Annotated in this window: 20 protein-coding genes and 1 tRNA gene; 6 read left to right on the top strand and 15 right to left on the bottom strand. The window is 63.6% G+C overall.

All coding sequences use genetic code 11. The features are described from left to right. Window positions 1-95: 95 nt before the first annotated feature. Window positions 96-1,121, top strand: a complete 1,026-nt coding sequence (locus SSO01S_RS09840; protein WP_066798512.1) for a sensor histidine kinase — start codon at window positions 96-98, stop codon at window positions 1,119-1,121. A 314-nt stretch (window positions 1,122-1,435) separates the two neighbouring features. Next, window positions 1,436-1,996: a glycine zipper 2TM domain-containing protein gene (locus SSO01S_RS09835; protein WP_066798511.1), complete on the top strand. Its 561-nt coding sequence runs from the start codon at window positions 1,436-1,438 to the stop codon at window positions 1,994-1,996. 311 nt (window positions 1,997-2,307) lie between these two features. Here SSO01S_RS09835 and SSO01S_RS18080 read toward each other — a convergent pair whose 3' ends face one another. The 12 genes from SSO01S_RS18080 to SSO01S_RS09790 form a co-directional block, all read right to left on the bottom strand. After that, entirely contained in the window at window positions 2,308-2,415 is a 108-nt protein-coding gene (locus SSO01S_RS18080) for a DNA -binding domain-containing protein (RefSeq protein ID WP_369404247.1), read from the bottom strand. A 747-nt stretch (window positions 2,416-3,162) separates the two neighbouring features. Then, on the bottom strand, window positions 3,163-4,917 hold the full coding sequence (locus SSO01S_RS09825; RefSeq protein ID WP_066798509.1) for an asparagine synthase-related protein: 1,755 nt from the start codon (window positions 4,915-4,917) through the stop codon (window positions 3,163-3,165). Further along, entirely contained in the window at window positions 4,914-5,570 is a 657-nt protein-coding gene (locus tag SSO01S_RS09820) for a lasso peptide biosynthesis B2 protein (protein ID WP_066798508.1), read from the bottom strand. Before SSO01S_RS09820 ends, SSO01S_RS09825 begins: the two co-directional genes overlap by 4 nt. 64 nt (window positions 5,571-5,634) lie before the next feature. Then, the gene (locus SSO01S_RS17565; RefSeq protein ID WP_169798345.1) at window positions 5,635-5,766 is read right to left on the bottom strand and encodes a benenodin family lasso peptide; all 132 of its coding nucleotides are present in this window, start codon (window positions 5,764-5,766) and stop codon (window positions 5,635-5,637) included. A 259-nt stretch (window positions 5,767-6,025) separates the two neighbouring features. Further along, complete coding sequence (locus SSO01S_RS17560; RefSeq protein WP_169798344.1) at window positions 6,026-6,157, bottom strand: benenodin family lasso peptide; 132 nt, start codon at window positions 6,155-6,157, stop codon at window positions 6,026-6,028. 76 nt (window positions 6,158-6,233) lie between these two features. After that, window positions 6,234-6,830 carry a GntR family transcriptional regulator gene (locus SSO01S_RS09815; protein WP_083942952.1) on the bottom strand — a complete coding sequence of 199 codons (597 nt, stop codon included), beginning with the start codon at window positions 6,828-6,830 and terminating at the stop codon, window positions 6,234-6,236. Beyond that, window positions 6,827-7,711, bottom strand: coding sequence for a phytanoyl-CoA dioxygenase family protein (locus SSO01S_RS09810; RefSeq protein ID WP_066798506.1), 885 nt, complete (start codon window positions 7,709-7,711; stop codon window positions 6,827-6,829). The genes SSO01S_RS09815 and SSO01S_RS09810 overlap by 4 nt, the downstream gene beginning before the upstream one ends. Before the next feature lie 9 nt (window positions 7,712-7,720). Next, window positions 7,721-8,347, bottom strand: a complete 627-nt coding sequence (locus SSO01S_RS09805) for an acyl-homoserine-lactone synthase (protein ID WP_066798505.1) — start codon at window positions 8,345-8,347, stop codon at window positions 7,721-7,723. An 82-nt stretch (window positions 8,348-8,429) separates the two neighbouring features. Further along, entirely contained in the window at window positions 8,430-9,179 is a 750-nt protein-coding gene (locus tag SSO01S_RS09800; RefSeq protein WP_066798504.1) for a helix-turn-helix transcriptional regulator, read from the bottom strand. Window positions 9,180-9,884: 705 nt separating this feature from the next. Beyond that, window positions 9,885-9,959 (bottom strand) — tRNA-Thr (locus SSO01S_RS09795). A 189-nt stretch (window positions 9,960-10,148) separates the two neighbouring features. Further along, entirely contained in the window at window positions 10,149-10,283 is a 135-nt protein-coding gene (locus SSO01S_RS17990; RefSeq protein WP_281178694.1) for a hypothetical protein, read from the bottom strand. Further along, on the bottom strand, window positions 10,265-12,061 hold the full coding sequence (locus tag SSO01S_RS09790) for an aminopeptidase P family protein (protein ID WP_066798503.1): 1,797 nt from the start codon (window positions 12,059-12,061) through the stop codon (window positions 10,265-10,267). Before SSO01S_RS09790 ends, SSO01S_RS17990 begins: the two co-directional genes overlap by 19 nt. A 172-nt stretch (window positions 12,062-12,233) precedes the next feature. On the opposite strand from SSO01S_RS09790, the gene SSO01S_RS09785 reads away from it, so the two are divergent. Continuing rightward, window positions 12,234-13,289, top strand: a complete 1,056-nt coding sequence (locus SSO01S_RS09785; RefSeq protein WP_066798502.1) for a DSD1 family PLP-dependent enzyme — start codon at window positions 12,234-12,236, stop codon at window positions 13,287-13,289. After that, window positions 13,289-13,726 (top strand): hypothetical protein, encoded by a 438-nt coding sequence (locus SSO01S_RS09780; RefSeq protein ID WP_066798501.1) that lies wholly within the window; start codon window positions 13,289-13,291, stop codon window positions 13,724-13,726. The genes SSO01S_RS09785 and SSO01S_RS09780 overlap by 1 nt, the downstream gene beginning before the upstream one ends. Window positions 13,727-13,779: 53 nt before the next feature. Here the strand turns inward: SSO01S_RS09780 and SSO01S_RS09775 are convergent, their stop codons facing one another. Further along, window positions 13,780-14,115 carry a hypothetical protein gene (locus SSO01S_RS09775; RefSeq protein ID WP_066798500.1) on the bottom strand — a complete coding sequence of 112 codons (336 nt, stop codon included), beginning with the start codon at window positions 14,113-14,115 and terminating at the stop codon, window positions 13,780-13,782. Between the two features lie 123 nt (window positions 14,116-14,238). Between SSO01S_RS09775 and SSO01S_RS09770 the strand changes: the two genes are divergently transcribed. Next, window positions 14,239-14,970, top strand: a complete 732-nt coding sequence (locus SSO01S_RS09770; protein ID WP_245646713.1) for an energy transducer TonB — start codon at window positions 14,239-14,241, stop codon at window positions 14,968-14,970. Between the two features lie 62 nt (window positions 14,971-15,032). On the opposite strand, the gene eco is transcribed toward SSO01S_RS09770, so the two are convergent. Continuing rightward, complete coding sequence (eco, locus tag SSO01S_RS09765; RefSeq protein ID WP_218000358.1) at window positions 15,033-15,596, bottom strand: serine protease inhibitor ecotin; 564 nt, start codon at window positions 15,594-15,596, stop codon at window positions 15,033-15,035. Window positions 15,597-15,646: 50 nt separating this feature from the next. On the opposite strand from eco, the gene SSO01S_RS09760 reads away from it, so the two are divergent. After that, on the top strand, window positions 15,647-17,710 hold the full coding sequence (locus tag SSO01S_RS09760) for a S9 family peptidase (protein ID WP_083942951.1): 2,064 nt from the start codon (window positions 15,647-15,649) through the stop codon (window positions 17,708-17,710). Between the two features lie 7 nt (window positions 17,711-17,717). Here the strand turns inward: SSO01S_RS09760 and SSO01S_RS17740 are convergent, their stop codons facing one another. Beyond that, window positions 17,718-17,921 (bottom strand): hypothetical protein, encoded by a 204-nt coding sequence (locus SSO01S_RS17740; protein WP_169798343.1) that lies wholly within the window; start codon window positions 17,919-17,921, stop codon window positions 17,718-17,720. Window positions 17,922-17,929 lie beyond the last annotated feature (8 nt).

The raw sequence follows: 17,929 nt of genomic DNA, 5'->3' as shown, positions 1-17,929 counted from the left end.
TGAGTCGATATGGCCGAGATATGAACGGCTCGCGACTATCCGGAATAGCTTTCATTCCCGAGAGCTTGCCGGTTTTCCCCGGAAGGGGGAATTCCATGAACCCGACAGCTCATCCCGACGTCGCGCACAATCTGGCGTTGGCGATCCTAGCCTCCTCCGACGCGCCTGCGCTTTTGCTCGACGGCAACCTCGCCGTCATCGCCGCCAGCGACACCTTCTACCGCGCCTTCGCGCTCGAGCCGCAAGACGTGGCCGGACGCCCCCTGTTCGACCTCGGCGCAGGCGAGTGGGACGTACCGCAGCTCCGCTCGCTGCTCGGCGTCGCCCTTGCGGATCTCGCCAGGATCGACGCCTATGAGATGGATCTCAAAGGCGATGCCGCGCCGCGCCGGCTCGTCCTCAACGCCCGGAAGCTCGACTATGGCGCTGTCCAGCAGGTCCGCCTACTCCTGACGATCTGCGACGTCACCGAGGCGCGGCTCAGTGCCAAGCTCAAGGACGATCTGCTGCGCGAGAAGGCGATCCTGCTTCAGGAACTCCAACATCGCGTCGCCAACAGCCTGCAGATCATCGCCAGCGTGCTCATGCAGAGTGCGCGACGGGTGCAGTCCGAGGAGGTGCGCAGCCACCTCCACGATGCCCACCATCGGGTCATGTCGATTGCCACCCTCCAGCAGCAACTCGCCGCGTCGAGACTGGGCGATGTGGAGCTTCGCGGATATTTCTCACAACTCTGCGAGAGCCTCGGTGCATCGATGATCCATGATCATGATCAGATCGCGATCGCGGTCACTGCCGATCGCAGCAGCGTGAACGCGGACGTTTCGGTCAGCCTCGGACTGATCGTCACCGAACTGGTGATCAACGCGCTCAAGCATGCCTTCCCAGGCGAACGCAGCGGCAAGATCCTCGTCGATTATCATGCGCATGGGCCGGACTGGACCCTGTCGGTCAGCGACGATGGCGTTGGCACGCCGGAAGCGTTGGCGGCGGCCAGGCCAGGCCTCGGCACCAGCATCGTCGAGGCGCTCGCCAACCAGCTTGATGCCACGGTCGAGACGGAGGGCGGATATCCCGGCACGACGGTCTCGGTCAGCCATACGGAATTGTCGGACGCCTGAAGCGGGAGCCGAACCGCGCCATCGCGTCGGCATCCCAATTGCAGCGACCTTCTTGACCGGTGGGGCATTGCGGCCCGCCCATGTGAGGCCCTTTAGCACCCGACCTCGTCAGGATAATATTGGCACGTTGAGAATTCTATATGTTCAATTGAGATAAATATAAGAGAGTCTTATATTAAATGGTTTCACGACTGATGAAACTAAGACTTTTAATAGCCGAAAACATTTATATTTTCGACCTAGTTTGTTTTCCGCAACATAACTTACCGACGTTCGTTCTATCCACGACCTTATATGAGGTCAGGAGAACAATCATGAGAAATGTGTTTTGGACGGCCGCCATATTGGCGGTCGCGGCGCCGGCTGTGCCCTCGTTGGCGCAGTCCGATGAGGCTCGCAGCGAACAACGCAAGGACGTCCGCGCGGCCGACCGGCAGTATCGCGAGGATATGCGCGATGCGGACAACCCGCGTGAGGTTCGACAGGCTCGGCGCGAGTATGCGCGCAATCTGGCGCAAGCCGATCGCCACGCGCGGCAGGCGAATCGCGGCTGGCGCGGATACGGCAACTATGATTGGGATCGTCGTGAGCCCGGCAGGGATGGCTATGATGCCGGGCGCTATTATCGCAGCGGCAGCTACTATCGGGCCCGCACGCTAACCGCCGACGACCGCGTCTACCGCGGCCAGAACGGGCGTTATTATTGCCGCCGTCCGGACGGGACCACTGGGCTGATCATCGGCGCGGCCGCCGGCGGGCTACTCGGCAACACCATCGCGCGCGGCGACAGCCAGGTCCTCGCAACCCTTGTTGGTGTCGCCGCCGGCGGCGTTGCAGGTCGGGCGATCGAACGCGGTACTGTCCGCTGCCGATAGAGCAAGCAGCGAGAGCGGCGGGAAACCGCCGCTCTGGAGATTGCGTTCTAGTCCATCTCTAATCGCCCCCGTGCGCCGCGAGCGGGGACGTGGGAATTATACATCGAGCTGCACCTCTTCATCACCTACATTCTTACAAGCGTGATCGCATTACTCGTCGGCGTATGCGTTTGGACGCTTGCGAATAATGCGCTCGTGCGCCGGGCCGCGCGAAAGCGACGGGAGCGAACGTCATGACCGGCAACCGGGCACGATCGGTCGCCGCCGATCCAGCCTCAGTTTCTGACACCCCCGATCCGAGCATCCGACGCTTACGCTCGTCGCTGGAGCAGGTCGCGATAGCCGCCCCGCGCCAGCGTCGGTGCCTCGCGTACCAGGCGGCGAACGCGGGAGCGAAGCGAATTCGCGCGGTCGTCCAGTCGAGCAGGATCCGCTCCTTGCCTCGCTCTCCGTCCTTCCGGTCCCCGGCGACCTGGTGGCGATGACGATATCCCCGCTTCTGGGAATCGCGACCGGACTGGCGGCGCTGAAGTTCAGATTCGCTCGCGCGTCGGTGTCCGACAAGATGATCGATTTTCCGGGGGCTTGGCTCTGCGCCCGGCAAAGAAGCGCGCTGCGGCCGCCGAAGGCGCAATGATGGTGCCTGGAGCGATCGCACTGGTTCGCCGCGATGGCGATCTGGCCTTGCCGGTGATCGTCATGGCGGGAGAGGGCGACCTCGTCACGCATGCGCCGAAGCACGCTGAACGGCTTGCCCGTGAGTTGCGGTGCCGAGCTGCGCATAGTGCCGCATCAGGGGCACTTCGTGCATTATGCCGTTCCCGAAGAGGTTGTGGCTTCCATTTCCGCGTTGACCACAGGACCGGCAGAAAGCGCTAATAAAGGGAAGGGCTCGCGAGGCCGTTCATCTAGCGTTTCCCCTCGCGCCGACTGGGCAGTGAGCGACCGTGATCGAGCGGATGCGGAAAGCTCCAGTGCAGGGTTCCATGACCCGAGCAGTCGAGCACGATCGAACGACTGCTTTCAGGAATGAACTGGCCTGGTCGGAACGACCGCAATTGGGGCGCATTGCTGAACGGCAGATTATGCAACACCTCCCAGCGCGGCAACTACCTTAGTCACGCCATATGAGAGCTTTTGCGCACATCGATCGGTTACGCTGACCGTCAAAAATATGACGGAGCAGATTGCCAGCTACTTACCCAAGCCTCTGCGTCCACGAGCGCCAACAATTCGGCGACTCCTTCGTTATCGGCCAGGCGGCTGTTGAGGAAATCGGCGATCGCCTGGCCATCCAGCAAGCCTTCCCTGGCGAGGGTGCCTTCGGTCAGCATGGTCCGGATTAGCGCCTGGTTCGATTCGATCAGGCGGACGACGAAGGTGTCGAACCCTCCCTTTGTGCGGCGATCGATGATGGAATTGGGGAGCATGCCGCGAAACGCCTCGCGGGCCAGCGCCCTGTTGTTGCCACCGACAGACCACAGCCAGCTAGGGATGCCGAGACAGGTCTCGACGATCGGTTGAGAGAGGAGCGGCGAGATCAGCGGTGCCATCGCCTCCCGGCCATAGCCCTCGAGATGGTTCTGAATGCCGATCAGCGACCAGACGTGCCGCTTCTTCGCAGGCGGGACACCTGGGGGTGCCTCCAACCATGGGTTGCCCGCAGGCCATGGCAGGGAACGCCAAACCGACTCCGCCAGAAAGCGGTTCGGCCTCGGCTTCGGCATCCGGCTCGATCGCCTTCCCCAGCGCTTCGCGGCAACTAGCAGGACTTGCCAGGTATTTGTCCGAGACAGGCTGGCTATCTCACGGGCCGTATCGAGCACTCCTTTCGTCGGACCTTCGTGCATAAGGCGATCAACTACCGGCAGTGCGGATTGAAGGTGGCAGAATACGCTGTCGCCCCCGCCGCCGCCGACGAATGCATCCACGCCCAGATCTGCCGCCAAGTCCTGGATTGGTCGATCGAGCGCCTGCGAAAAGCCTCTGGCACAGGGGCGGGGAAGGTGGTGCGCATCGGAACGGGTGAGATCGACCAGTTCGACCATGGGCATCAGCTCCACGAGGTCGAGCCCGAGATGTGTGGCGACGGCGCGGGCATAAGGCCGCTCGTCAGGATCGCCAATAGCCGGGCCGAAGGTCAGACACTTGGTTCCAGCTTCGGTGCCGAAACCAGCGGCGACAATCGACGAATCCAGTCCGCCCGAGATCTCCAGCATTGGCCGGGGTAAGGCGCCGCCCCACGCCCGAAGCGTTACCTTAATCACGTCCCGCAGTTTCGCGACCGCAGGTGTGAACTCCCGGGTGTCGGAGTTTCCATCGACATGCGCCCAAGGAGACCATGCGCAACGGCTAGTGATCTTGCCGCCATCTAGGCTGATCGCGACACCGGGCAGGATTTCACTGACACCGCGAAGCGCCGTCGTCGCTGGCCGGAGATCGCTATAAGCCAGGCTCTGAGCAACGATGGTGAAGTCGATCGCCGGTCTCATCAGACCGAGGCTGAACAAAAGGTCAGGCCGAGAAGTGACAATATGAGTCCCGTCAACCTCGGCATGATAACACGCGACAGCACCGGAGGGGTCGCGCAGGATTTCGAGTCCGTTGCACCGCGTGCGGATTGCAACATACCCGCCCCAATAGTCCTCGAGGAACTGTTCGGCCGCGCCATTGGCAAGCGCGTCGCCATCATCGGACACGATTCGGTCGCTCGCCGCCCTGCTGAACAGGTGCCCCCACAGGATGCCTTGGCAGCGTGGAAGCAGGAGGTGCGGGGCACCGGCCAAGCCGAGGACAAGCAGCCTTGGGGTGTCGACCAAGACCTTAAAGGCGTGTCGCTGGCGTAGCTCGTCTGCAAAGCGGCTGCTGCTCGAAGTTCGTTCGGCCTCGCTCCACATGACGACATAGGCGCTGTTGTTCATTGTGCGAGGATCGGTGTGAAGCGGGCCACATGGTCGTAGCTGTCGTTGAGAACCAGCTCGGGCGTTTGGAGCCAGCAATGCGCCCCGAAGGGTGTCGCGCACACGCCGAAAACCAGCGTCGCCCCGAAACCGTGCCGGGCGAGTAGTGCGTCGAGCGCCAGCGAGTCGAGCAGGCAATTCCGTGAAATCGGCGTGCTGCTCCGGCGCTCGTCATAACTGGCCGCGATTGCCGATATCTCGTTGCGGTGGCCACGAGCCGGCAAAGCAGGTCGCGCCGCTCGGCTGGCCAATACCCCCTGCAAAGACCGCGCCCGCAGCTTCGTCCATGTCCCTGCGATCAGCGCGGAAAGAGCGAGGCGTCCAATGATGCGATGATCTGCGCCGCTCGGTCTCTCCAGCTCGGTTGGAAATGTAACGCGCTCCTTGAGGGCGTTGGTCGGATCGGGATCGCCGTCGCGCAAGATTCGCGCGCGAGCCAGCAATTCGCGAATATCGTGAGGCGGCGCGCAGGCGTATCGGCGATCGAGCCATTCGAGCATGGACCCCGCCAGTGCCTCCGGAACGGCAAAATACCGGTCCTGCCGCAGGTCGAGAAGAAACAGTTTGTCGGATGCCGAGCATTCGGTCGCATGCGGTAGGATTCGCCAGAACATGCTGCGTGGCCCCCGAATGTCCAACGTCGCCGATCCGGCCAGTGGCCGGACCGACGCGCTGCGGTCAGTCGTTCGACAGGCCCAGGGTGGGCTGCTTGCCCTGCTGGTCGACGTAGATGTCGTCGGCACCCTGGGTTTCGACGCTCGCTGCGCCGAGGTCGATCAGCTCGACGGTTTCGATTGGTTCGCGGTCCATGGTCATTCTCCGGTCGCGGGATGCGACAGGAAAAGGATCAGACCCCCTCCGGATTATTAGAAGTTTATAATGCAGTTATAATCCGCGCTCTGTCCGCCAACATCGCGTCGGCTGGTGTGACCTTAGAGTACGCGAGAAATGGCCCAGGAATGCGTTGGAACTAGCGCGAGGGCGGGAGCGGACGGTCTGCAAATGGAGCTGCAGCCTCATCCGTATAGCGACAGCGCCGGCCCGGCGACATGCCGGACCGGCGTGCCCATCAGTCGTTCGACAGGCCCATCGGGGGCTGCTTGCCGAGATTGTCGAACAGGTGGTCGTCCGACCCCTGCGTCTCGGCGCTGGCGGTGCCCAGATCGATGAGATCGGCGACTTCGGTGGCTTCGCGGTCCATGGTCATGCTCCTTGTCGCGGGATGCGACCGTCGGAGCGTTGACCGTCCGCTCGACTATAAGAAGATTATAATCCGACTATAATCTCGTGCTTTGCTCGGCTCGTTGGACCTCGAGCAATTCGGCAACGGCGCGCATGCGCCGCAGATGGTAGCGCCTGATAGCGGGCGCCTGACCTGGTGATCGGATCGTGAGTTCGTCGAGCTCGCCGATTATGGGTTCCAGAACCTTGTGTTCGATCATGCGAAACGGATGAAGGCGATCAGAGGCACTTGCGACGGCAGCGCGCACTTCGCGATTGGGCGCTCCGCTGGCGATTTGCTCAAACGTCCACTGCGCCGCGTCGGCAAGGGTCGCGGGGATCTCATCCGATCGACGTTCTTCTTCAACCCGCGTTGTTCGAACGGCGATCAGGATTAACGCTGAATGCCATTCGTACAGATCACGCAGGCCTGCCTCCGAAAGCCGAGGGACGTGAAACCCCTCCCCGCTGCTTGCTTCGACGAGGCGCTCGCCCACCAAACGATGCAGCACGTCGCGCACGGGGGTCATGCTCACGCCAAGCTCGTCGGCGAGTCGATTGGCCTCCAGCCGAGCGCCCGGCGCATAGCGCCCCTCGCGCAGCATCTGCTTGAGCGCAGAATAGCTGCGTTCCATCGCCTGAACCGGACTCATGCGGCAGCCTCCTGTGCCACCCGGTGTGCGTGAACGGCGTCGGCCTGATCTGGCCTCAGAGCGTCGACAGCCCCGATATGGACCGGGAGGTTCCCTGTAAGGAGGTGCGACGGACATACGCCCTCGTAATTGCCGAGGTTGGGGCGGTGCTGGCGGTAGCCGACCAGACCAGCGAGTTCGGGGGAGAAGCCGCGAGCGATCGCAGGTGGATAGGCGAGCCACTGGTTTTCATACGGCTTCAGCCATCCGAGGCAGTAGCTCACCACCACAGCCTTACGGATTTCAGTGCTTCGGTTGGCGCCGGCACCGTGCAGCGTCGATCCGAGAAAGAGGAAGGCGTCCCCCGGCCCGAATTCCGCGACAATAGAGCGCTCGGGCATAGCGTCGCTCAGCGCTTCGTTGCCGTGGCTGCCGGGATAGAGAATCGTCCCGCCATTCTCGACCGTGAACGGCGTCAGGGGCCACATGACGTTGACCAGATACTCGACTTCGCCCTTGACCCCCTGCCACATGTCCTGGTCTCGGTGCGGGAACTGTGCCGGTGCGCCAGGGTGCAGCGCGATTGCCTGCATCAGGTTTAGCTGGAGCGTGTCGCACCATGGCGAGAGTACCGCTTCGCTGACGGCGAGGATCAGGTCGTCCATAGCCAGCGCTGCGGCATGGGGCGAGCGCTTGAGCAGGCTGCCGAACCGCTTGGTCCGGCCGCCATAGAAATCGCCCTCGCAGAAGGGCGTCGCCTCGTAGATCGGCGCGAGATCCGCATCGAGCGACTCGACCGTCTCGCGCGGCAGCGCGTTCGGGATGACGCACCATCCCTGAGTTATCAGGAGGTCCAGCGCGGCGTCGTAGCCGGCAGGCTTGGCGTTGGGAACTTGTGTCATGGCGATACCTCAGGCGTTGGCGGCGCGGCGCGCCGGCATTTCGTGGGCGGTGAGGGGCGACCAGACGCCGCCCTCGGCCAGCGCGGCCGGCGTCTCGGGTGTGATCGTGATTTCGAGCGCGCCGAGCAGGCAGCCTTGGTTGCGAACGGGTTCGCCTAGCGCCCGGCAGTCCCAGCCGAAGCTCAGGATCTGTTGTAGCCAGGCTATCTCGGCGACGCCGGTATAGGTCTCAATGCCGGTATCGAGCGCGTGCGTGGCCAGCGCAGAGACGAGCTGGTTGCGGACCTGGCGGCGCTCGGCGGAGCGAAGCTGCCGGCCCAGGCAGAACCGCGTAATCTCCCAGACGCGCGGACCCCGCGGGATTTCGCCGGCGCACAGCGCGGGGAAGAGGCCGTCCAGGATATGGGTCCGCGTCGTCGGCAGGAGCCTGGCCGACGCCAGATGCTCGTGCGCACTATCGGTGATAATCAGATAGCGCGCGTGCTGGTCGTCGAACTGATCGATCTCGTAGCGCCCGTCGAGAACAGGCAGGTCCCATTTGAGCAGATCGATGAAGACGCTCTTTCGCGCGGCGAACATTGACCGGAACGCGATATCGGCAACGGAGTCGACCGTGGAATCGACGAGAAGAACCATGACGCAAAACCCCTCGAAGTGACGAGGGGCCAAGCATCCCGATCAGTGCCAGGCCGCGATATTCCAAGAAATGGGGATTGCGTCAGTGCTTCAGGATATCGGAGAAGCTGATCAGTCCGTCGAACAGGGCCCGGACCGCGAGGAGCGCGCGCTTCTGGACGCCGTACCGCTCGCGGGCATGCTTCAGATGCTGAATCACTGTTTCATGGCCGACGCCGAGGATCACCGAGATCTCCCAATCGGTCTTGCCGCGTGCCGCCCAGAGCACGCAGTCACGCTGCCTGTCGGTCAGAATCGGCCCGTGATCCGCGAAGAGAATGCGGGAGCCGGAAATCCGGCGGGCCGCCTCGAACGCGAAGGCTCCGATGAGCTGGCACACGAACTGGAATTGCTCCGGAAAGGGCTGGCCTGCATCGACGGCAAAGGAGCAGGAGCCCAGCGCTTCGCCTGGAACGCTCGCGGGAATCGTGAAGCCTTCCCCGATTCCGATCTGATAGGCACGATCGAGCACACACCGGTCGTCCGCAGTCAGCTTGATCATTCGAGGCACCGCCGACCATGCAAAACCGACGCCCGCCAGATTGCACGCGCGGTGAATCGGATCGGTGCGGCCGAGGCCCTTTTCATCGAACCACGCCTCCCAGCTCGCCGGATAATTGTGGAGCCGGACCGCGGGCCCCGCCTCTCTGCCGAAATCGATATGATGGGTAAGAGCAAAGTATCGCACGCCCATGTCCGAGCAACATTGGACCAGTGCATCGTACAGAGCATCTCGCGTCGGTGCGGAACACGCATTCTCGACAAAGACTTCGGCGATCTGAAAACGCGGCATGGCTACCCTGGCCGCTCGCGGGCGCAGGCCTCAACCCGCGTGCCCCCCGGAAGCGCCCCATACTGGGCTCATGGCCGAGCAACTTCTCAAGGGAGTCGGTCGAGCGTTGATGGGCGCTAGATTGCGCCAAACCCTTTCGCTGTAAACAAGTAATTGTAGTTGCTGCTTCGTCAAAGCGGCTAATCTGCTAGTTGACTGGCACAAAATGGCCCCCACCCGTGCGCAGGAGTCCATTCGATCACGATCATGTGTGCCAGTAACTATGGTTCAGGCTGGCGTAACCTTGAACAGGTTCGAAATTAGCTCGGGTTGGTTCGCTTCGATAGCGCGCCGCGCCTTGGAGAAGGGCTGGCAGTAAAATCTGCAACTTTGAGCAATTATCGTGGTCCGCTTGGCGTCGTCTGGCCGCAGACTTGTACCTGCGCGGCGAAGAGCCTTCGTGCTCACCCGGCGTTGCTTGCGGAACCCGGTAGCAACGGGACTGACTGCATACGCAAGAAAAGGAGATCGAACCGGCGCAGCCCCAACGGCAAAGCCGCTGCTGCCACGATCTGCGAACGAAACCTGCCAAGTACGGGCACTTTTCCTACGCGGCGCTGTCCGGCGCTGCGAATCCTGTTGCTTCCGATATGCTTCCAGTTGCGGGATGATCCTCCGCCGCCTCTCCGGGAGGCGGCGGTAAATCATTGATTTTCCGGGGGAAAATGGTGCTGCCGGTGAGGATTGAACTCACGACCTCAGCCTTACCAAGGATGCGCTCTACCACTGAGCTACGGCAGCACTCGTTCTGGCCTGGGCCCGAGCGGGAGGGGCCTATGTGCTTGGGGGAAGCTGATTGTCAAGCCGAGCATGCGCGGTTTATCGCATGCACATGAACGAAACGGAGAAGAAAGCACGTCTGGCGGAGGCGCTGCGGGCCAATCTGCGCAAGCGAAAGGCCCAGGCTCGCGAACAGGCCGGGGAAGCAAATCAGCGCGTCCGGACCCACTCCGACGCGGAATGACCCATGGCATAGGCCCGATCGATGATCGCATGCGGGCCCTGGAGATAGATCGCCATCGCCGCGGCACCCGCCGCGAACCACATCAGCTTACCGGTGCGCATTTCGCTTCCAGCCATTCCAACTCGTCCCCGCTCAATTGCGGGCCGACAATCGCAAGCACCCGCGCATGATAGTCGTTAAGCCAGGCAAGTTCGTTTTGAGTCAACAGCTTAGGTAAAATAAGCGTTCGCTCTATCGGAGCGAAGGTCAGCGTTTCGAAGGCGAGCATCGGCTGCTCGGCGCCCGCGATCGCCTTTTCGACGACAAGAACGAGATTCTCGATCCGGATGCCATACTCGCCCGCCTTGTAATAACCGGGCTCGTTCGAGAGGAACATGCCGGCGCGCAACGGCTCGAGCGACTGGCCGCCGGGATAGAAAGGCTGGGCGATTCGCTGCGGGCCTTCATGCACCGAGAGATAGGAGCCGACGCCGTGGCCGGTGCCGTGGCCGTAATCGAGCCCGACTTCCCAGAGCGGGGCGCGCGCGAAGCTGTCGAGCTGGGCGCCCACCGTGCCGTCCGGGAAGATCGCGGTGGCGATGCCGATATGCCCCTTGAGCACGCGGGTGAAGCGGTCCTTCATCTCGTCCGACGCCTCGCCCACCGGCATGACGCGAGTCACATCGGTGGTGCCGTCGGCATATTGGCCGCCAGAATCGACCAGGTAGAGCTGGCCGCGCTGGATCGGCAGGCTCGATTCGTCGGTGACCTTGTAATGCGGGCTCGCGCCATTGGGGCCGGTGGCGGATATGGTGTCGAAGCTCAGATCGCGAAGCACGCCGGTTTCCTCCCGAAACGCTTGCAGCTTGTCGGCTGCCGACATTTCGGTGAGGCCGCCCTGCGGCGCGGCTTCCTCGAACCATTTGAGGAAGCGGCAGAGCGCCGCGCCATCGCGCGCCTGCGCCGCCTTGTGACCTGCGATTTCGGCGGGGTTCTTGATCGCCTTGGCGAGTATCACCGGATCGCGCAGCGCAAGCACCTTCGCCCCGCCTGCATCGAGCGCTTCAAAAATGGCCGCCACCGCGCTGCCCGGATCGGCGGCGACACGCTTGCCCTTGAAGCCCGCCAGTGCCTGCGCGAACGCATCGCGCGGATGGACGCGGATGGCGTTGCCGAGATGTTGCGCAACCGTGTCGGTCATCTTTTCAGGGGCAACGAAGAAATCTGCGGTGCCGTCCGAATTGACGATGGCATAAGCGAGCGCGACCGGCGTGTGCGTCACGTCATTGCCGCGAATGTTGAACGCCCACGCGATCGAATCGAGCGCGGAGAGCACGACCGCGTCGGCTTTGCGCTCGTGAAGCCAGTCGGCGATTTCGGCGCGCTTGGCGGCGGAGGATTTGCCGGCGGCAGCGTCGTCATGGACGGAGAGGGGGGCGTCCGAAGGCGCCGGCCGGTCGGGCCAGACCTTGTCGATCGGATTGGTGTCAACCGCGACGAGTTCGGCACCCCGTTCGGCCAGCGCCCGGCGCGCTTCCTCGACCCAGGCGCGGGTGTGCAGCCAGGGATCATAGCCGATGCGGCCGCCTTCGGGGGCGTGCTCGCCGAGCCAGGATGCGATGCTGACCTGGGGCACGGGGACATATTGCCAGTGATCGGCGGAGACCTGCTGGCGGACCTGGAGCGTGTAGCGCCCATCGGTGAAGATCGCGGCTTCGTGCGGCAGGACTACCGCCGAACCGGCCGAACCCTGAAATCCGGTCAGCCAGGCGAGGCGCTGGGCATAAGCGCCGACATATTCGGACATATGCTCATCGGTAAGCGGCACGACGAAGCCGTCGAGCCGGTCTGCCTGAAGCTGTTGGCGAAGGGCCTGAAGGCGATCGGCATAGGTGGACATGGGCGTGTTCCAGTATTTGCGTGTCGGGCGCGCGTGGGGGGATCTACGCGCGGAATATGGGGATGCATCTAGTCATTGCGGGGGAGAGCGGCAAATCCGGGAGTTTCCCTCTCGTGGTATGCGGGAGAGGGAGGGGGATGGAGCGCTTTGGCAGGGCTGATATGCAGCGGTGATGACCGACCTGCCCTTTGCCCGTGCCGATCTGGCCACTCCCGCGCTGGTGCTCGATTCCGGAGCGATGGAGCGAAACATCGCGGCTATGGCGGCGTTCGCCAAGGCACACGGGCTGGCGCTAAGGCCCCATGCCAAGACGCATAAATCGGGCGAGATCGCGCGGCGGCAAATCGATGCGGGGGCGATCGGAATCTGCTGCGCCAAGCTGGGGGAGGCGGAGGCGCTGGCCGAGGACGGGGTGGGAGACATCCATCTGACCTCACCCGTGGTGACCCCCGGCGGAATCGCGCGGCTACGGGTGCTGGCGCAGCGCATCCGGCTTTCGGTGGTGGTCGATCACCCGGACAATGCGCGCGCGCTTTCCGGGTGCGGCGCGCACCTGTTCGTCGATGTCGATCCCGGCGTGCACCGCACCGGCGTCACCTCGCCCGAGGCTGCGGTGGCGCTGGCCCGGGCGATCGGGGAAATCGGCGGAGTGCAATTCTATTGCGGATCGGAGCAGCATGTCGCGGTCGCCGCCGATCGCCGCGCGGTGCTGGCGGAGAAGACCGCTTATCTGCGCACCGTGCTCGATGCGCTGCGCGGCGCGGGCATCGCAGTGCCGGTCGTCACAGGCGGCGGCACGGGCAGCTTCGCGATCGATGCCGAACTGGGCGTGCTCACCGAATTGCAGGTGGGGAGCTATATCTTTCTCGACCGCGAATATCGCGATTGCGAGTTGGGCGGGCCTGTGTTCGAGCCTTCGCTGTTCGTCGACGCCAGCGTTATCAGTGCGAACACGCACGGCCGGGTGACGATCGATGCGGGGCTCAAGGCATTGGCGACCGATGCCGGCATGCCAGAGGTGCTGGCGGGCGCAGAGGGGCGCTACGCATTCATGGGCGATGAGCAGGGCGCGGTGATCGGCGATGTGCTGCCGGGTCTGGCGGAACGGATCGTGCTGATGCCGCCGCATTGTGACCCCACGGTGAATCTCTACGATAGATATCATGTGATCGCTGGAGAACAGGTCGTCGCGATCTGGCCGGTTACGGCGCGGGGGAGGGGCAGTTGATGATGCTGTCGTTGGCGTTGCTCATCGTGCCGCCGCAAGCAGGGCCGCGCATCATCGAAACCTTGCGTGACAAGGAAGGGGGGATGGAGGGCATCATCGCGGAGCGGATATTGGTGCCTGCAGGAACGAACGGCGCAGCCTATGCGCGCGTGCTGGTCGAGCGGGCGGGACTGGCCTCTTCGCGCGGGGTTCAGGAGGGCGTGCTCGGCAAAAACGGCACCGCCGGGTATCACGGCGTCTCGGCGGATAATGGCCCGCTGGTTATCGTCTATTTTGCACGCATTGCGACAAATGCGCACGTCGTCTGCCGTATTCGGGCGGTGCGCGGGCGTCAGACAAAGGCGTGGTACCGTGCGTCGGAATGGTGCGGATCGACCTATGGTGTCCGCTGGTCGAGACGCGCGCCGCCGCTGGTCAAGCCGCCAGGCAGCTATTGAAGTCAGCGCGGCTCCGCTCCTCACGCGAACGGAAGAACGGAGCCGTGACCCGTTTAGCGGCGGCGGATGTAACGGCAGCGCTGCTTTTCGGTGATCGTGCGATCGATCGCGCGGCCGCCCAGCGCGCCGGCAACACCGCCGACCACCGTGCCGGCCAGGCCGCCGCCGATGATCGCCGGACCCGCGACCGCACCGGCGACGCCGCCCGCTACCAGACCGGTGGTGCCCGACGAGCGGCGGCAGACCTTCTTGTAGCGTGCTTTGCTGTAGTTGGTGCCCGCATAATAGCGGGACGAGCGCGCCTGCGCTTCGGCGCTGTCGGCCGGAAGCGAGACGCCGACGGGGACCGCCACTGCGAAGGCGGCGAGAGTGAAGATCATCTTACGCATGCTTACATCCCTGACTTGTGAACTGACTGACGTTAAACCCGATCAACCGTCGACTGGTTGCATGAACAGGAAACAACCTGCCGTTCAGGGGATCGCAGGCGCGGTCACGCGCATTGTGCCAGCATGTATGCGTACACCAATCGCCGCAGCCGGGCGTTGAGCGCCACGGGGGCTGTGGTGCTGCCTGGCCTTATCATCCTGGCGCTGGCGCGCGGGCTGCGCGTGGATATCGCGCCGATGGAACGGCGGGGGATGCCGCTGCTCGATTTCGCGATGGATCCGCCGCCGCCCGAGGTCGAGCCAGAGCGGAAGGCGGAGCGCGCGCCGCGTGAGGAAGGTGCCGCAGCGCCACCCAATCTGGTTTCGCGCGCCACAGAGATTGCCGCGCCACCGCCAGTCTTGCCTGCGCCGCCGACCATGCCCGTGGCGGAGACCCCTGCGCAGGGCAATGAGGCGACATCTGGCGCGGCCCCGGTGGCGGGGCCGGGCACGGGGGCGGGCGGAGAAGGCGACGGATCGGGCAGCGGGCGATTTGGCGATGGGCGTGGTGGCGGCGGAGATACGCCGCTGCGGCTGCGTAGCGGACGGATCACCAATCGAGACTATCCCAAGGCTGCGCTCGATGTGAACGCGCAAGGGACCGTCTATCTTCGCTTTACGGTGGGGGTGAACGGGCGCGTGACAGATTGCACGGTAACGCAATCGAGTGGCAACGCGGCGTTGGACGAGACAACATGTCGACTGATCCGTCAGCGCTTCCGCTACACGCCTAGCAAGGACGCGCGCGGCAAACCCTATGCCGATACCGTGATCGGCGAGCAGGTGTGGAAGCTATGGGAGCGATCGCCGGAGTAAGCGACTATTGAAAAAGACGCGGCGGCCCCGGGGAAGGAAAGGCCGCCGCGAAGAGGTAAGGATTAGCGAACGAAACGCTCCGGCTCAGCACGCCAGATGCGGTAGCGAATTTCGGCGTCAGCAGGCGCGTAAACCACCAGTGGAAGGCGGCTGTTATAGCGAATCAGCGGCTGATCCCCGATGCGCACGAAGGCAGTGCGGCTGGCGCCGCGCGGGCAGCCCATCAGCGTGGATGCGCCACGGCCGAAATCCTGCACCACATAATAGTTATAGCCCCAGCCTTGCGCGGTGCGTTCCTCCATCCGGCCGCTCATCATGTGATTGTTGCAGTCGATCTTCATCGTTTTGCCGGCGATGAGTTCGACCTTGACCACATCCTCATTCGGAAGCCGCGGCAGGCGGATAACGTGCTGACGCTCGCCGCGCATGGCGCGCGGAAAGGCGGCCATGTCGGACTGCGCCTGTGCACCCGGGCGCTGTTGCCTTGACTGGGCGGAAGCGGGGGCCGTGGAGGCAAGGGTGAGACCGAGCGCCAGAGCGGCACCTGCGAACATTTGAATAGGCTTCATGGCCGGGAAACAGACGCGCCGCGCGAAAAGTTCCTGCCATGCCGGACAACGGTTCACCGGGGCGCAATGCGATTGGCGAGGCCTTCATGGCTCGGCTAAGGAGGGGGATGCACGATTATCCCAACCCGCCGATTGCCGCCACCCGCCCCCATCGTTTCGAGAGCCACGGAGTCGTTATCGACGATCCCTGGGCTTGGCTGAAAGATCCGGGCTACCCGGAAGTCACCGACAAGGACGTGCTTGCCTATCTTGAGGAAGAGAACGCCTATTTCGAAGCGGTGATGGCACCGCACAAGCAGCTCTCCGAGACATTGTTCCAGGAGATGCGCGCGCGGATCAAGGAGGACGAGTCGACCGTTCCGCAAAAGGATGGCGACTGGCTCTACTGGACCGATTACGAAACCGGCGGCGAATATCCGCGGCACTGGCGGCGGCATGTGGATGGCGGCGAGGATCAGCTCATCCTGAACGAGCCCGAGCTGGCCGCCGGCAAGGAGTATTTCCGCCTCGGTGCAGCGGTGGTCAGCCCTGATGGACGCTGGCTGGCTTATGCCGTGGACGATAACGGGTCCGAGCGGTTCGAGGTTCGGGTCAAGAATCTTGAGAGTGGCGAATTGCTGCCGGACACGATCCCGGGGATGCTGTCGGCGATCGTGTGGACCGCGGATTCGAAGGGGTTCCTGTACGGCGTCGCCAATGAGCAGTGGCGAACCGACAACGCGCGCTGGCACAAGCTGGGCGAGCCGATCGAACAGGATGTCGAGCTGTTCCGCGAGGCGGACGAAGGCTATCGTGTCTCGGTGGGCGAGACCCAGTCGCGCAAATGGCTGCTGATCTCGACCGGGGATCACGTCACCAGCGAGGTCTATCTGCTACCGGCGGACAACCCTGCCGCGCCGCTCAAGCTCGTCGCGCCGCGCAAGACCGGCCGTGAATATGACGTGGATGAGCATGACGGCACGCTCTTCATCCACACCAACGATGTCGATCCGAATTTCCGGCTGGTGACCGCCAGCGTCGAGGTACCCGGCGAGTGGGTCGAGCGGATCGGTCCTTCGAAGCATTTCTACATGACCGGTGTCGAGTGCTTTGCGGACTTCTTCATCGTCGAGGGGCGCGAGGACGGGCTCGATCAGGTCGAGCTGCATCGCTACGATCCGAGCGTTCCGCCGGTGCGGCTCGCATTCCCCGAGGCGAGCTATGTCGCGGGGACGGGCGACAATCCGGAATATAGCATCGACAAGCTGCGGCTGGGCTATGAGTCGATGGTCACGCCGGGGACGGTCTATGACTATCACGTCGCGACAGGCGAGTTGGAGGTCCTGAAGGTTCAGGAGATCCCGAGCGGCTATGATGCGGGCAAATACCGCACCGAGCGGCTGAAGATCGCCGCGCGCGACGGGACCGAGGTGCCGGTGTCGATCGTTTATCCGAAGGGCTTTCCGAGGGACGGCAGCGGCAAGCTCTATCTCTACGCCTATGGTGCCTATGGCTATGCGATACCGCCAGGCTTTTCGACCAGCCGCATGTCGTTTCTCGATCGCGGTATGGCCTTTGCCATCGCGCATATCCGCGGTGGCGACGATCTGGGGCAGCAATGGTATCTCGACGGCAAGCTCGAGAAGCGGACCAATACGTTCAACGATTTCGTCGATGTGGCGAAGGGGCTGATCGAGCGCGGCTTCACCCATAAGGGCGGGATCGCGATCGCCGGGCGCTCGGCGGGCGGCGAGCTGATGGGCGCGGTGGTGAACAGCGATCCCGAACTATGGGGCGCGGTGGTCGCCGATGTGCCGTTCGTCGATGTGCTCAACACCATGCTCGACGAAAGCCTGCCGCTCACTCCCGGCGAATGGCCCGAATGGGGCAACCCGATCGAGGATCCCGACGCCTTTGCGCTGATCCGCTCGTACAGCCCGTACGATAATGTGAAGGCCCAGGCCTACCCGCCGATGTTCATCTCCGGCGGGCTCAACGATCCGCGCGTGACCTATTGGGAACCGGCGAAGTGGGCGGCGAAGCTGCGCGCGACCAAGACCGACGGCAACGTGCTGCTGCTCAAGACCAATATGGGCGCGGGGCATGGCGGCAAATCGGGGCGCTGGGAGAGCCTGAAGGAAGCGGCGGACGAAATGGCGTTCGTGTTGTGGCAATTGGGCGTGGAGGGCTGATGCGGCTCTAATTGGTTCGGCGAACGACCAGCCGCGTATCGCGGTGGCATTGGTGACAAAAAGCGAAGTCGAACACTTCGCTGAGCGTCCAGACCTGGAACGGCACATGCCATTCGGCCCAGGCGTCGCGCGTCACGGCGGTGCCCCCGCAACGCTCGCATGCGAACTCGATCCGGACGGGGGCATCTTCGCTCGCCATGCCCCGCAGCATAGCCCGCT

It is taken from the genome of Sphingomonas soli NBRC 100801, from assembly GCF_001591025.1.
GTDB classification, from domain to species: Bacteria; Pseudomonadota; Alphaproteobacteria; order Sphingomonadales; family Sphingomonadaceae; genus Sphingomonas; species Sphingomonas soli.
The sequence above is the reverse complement of the archived record's forward strand: the minus strand, read 5'-3'. Positions and strand labels throughout refer to the sequence as shown.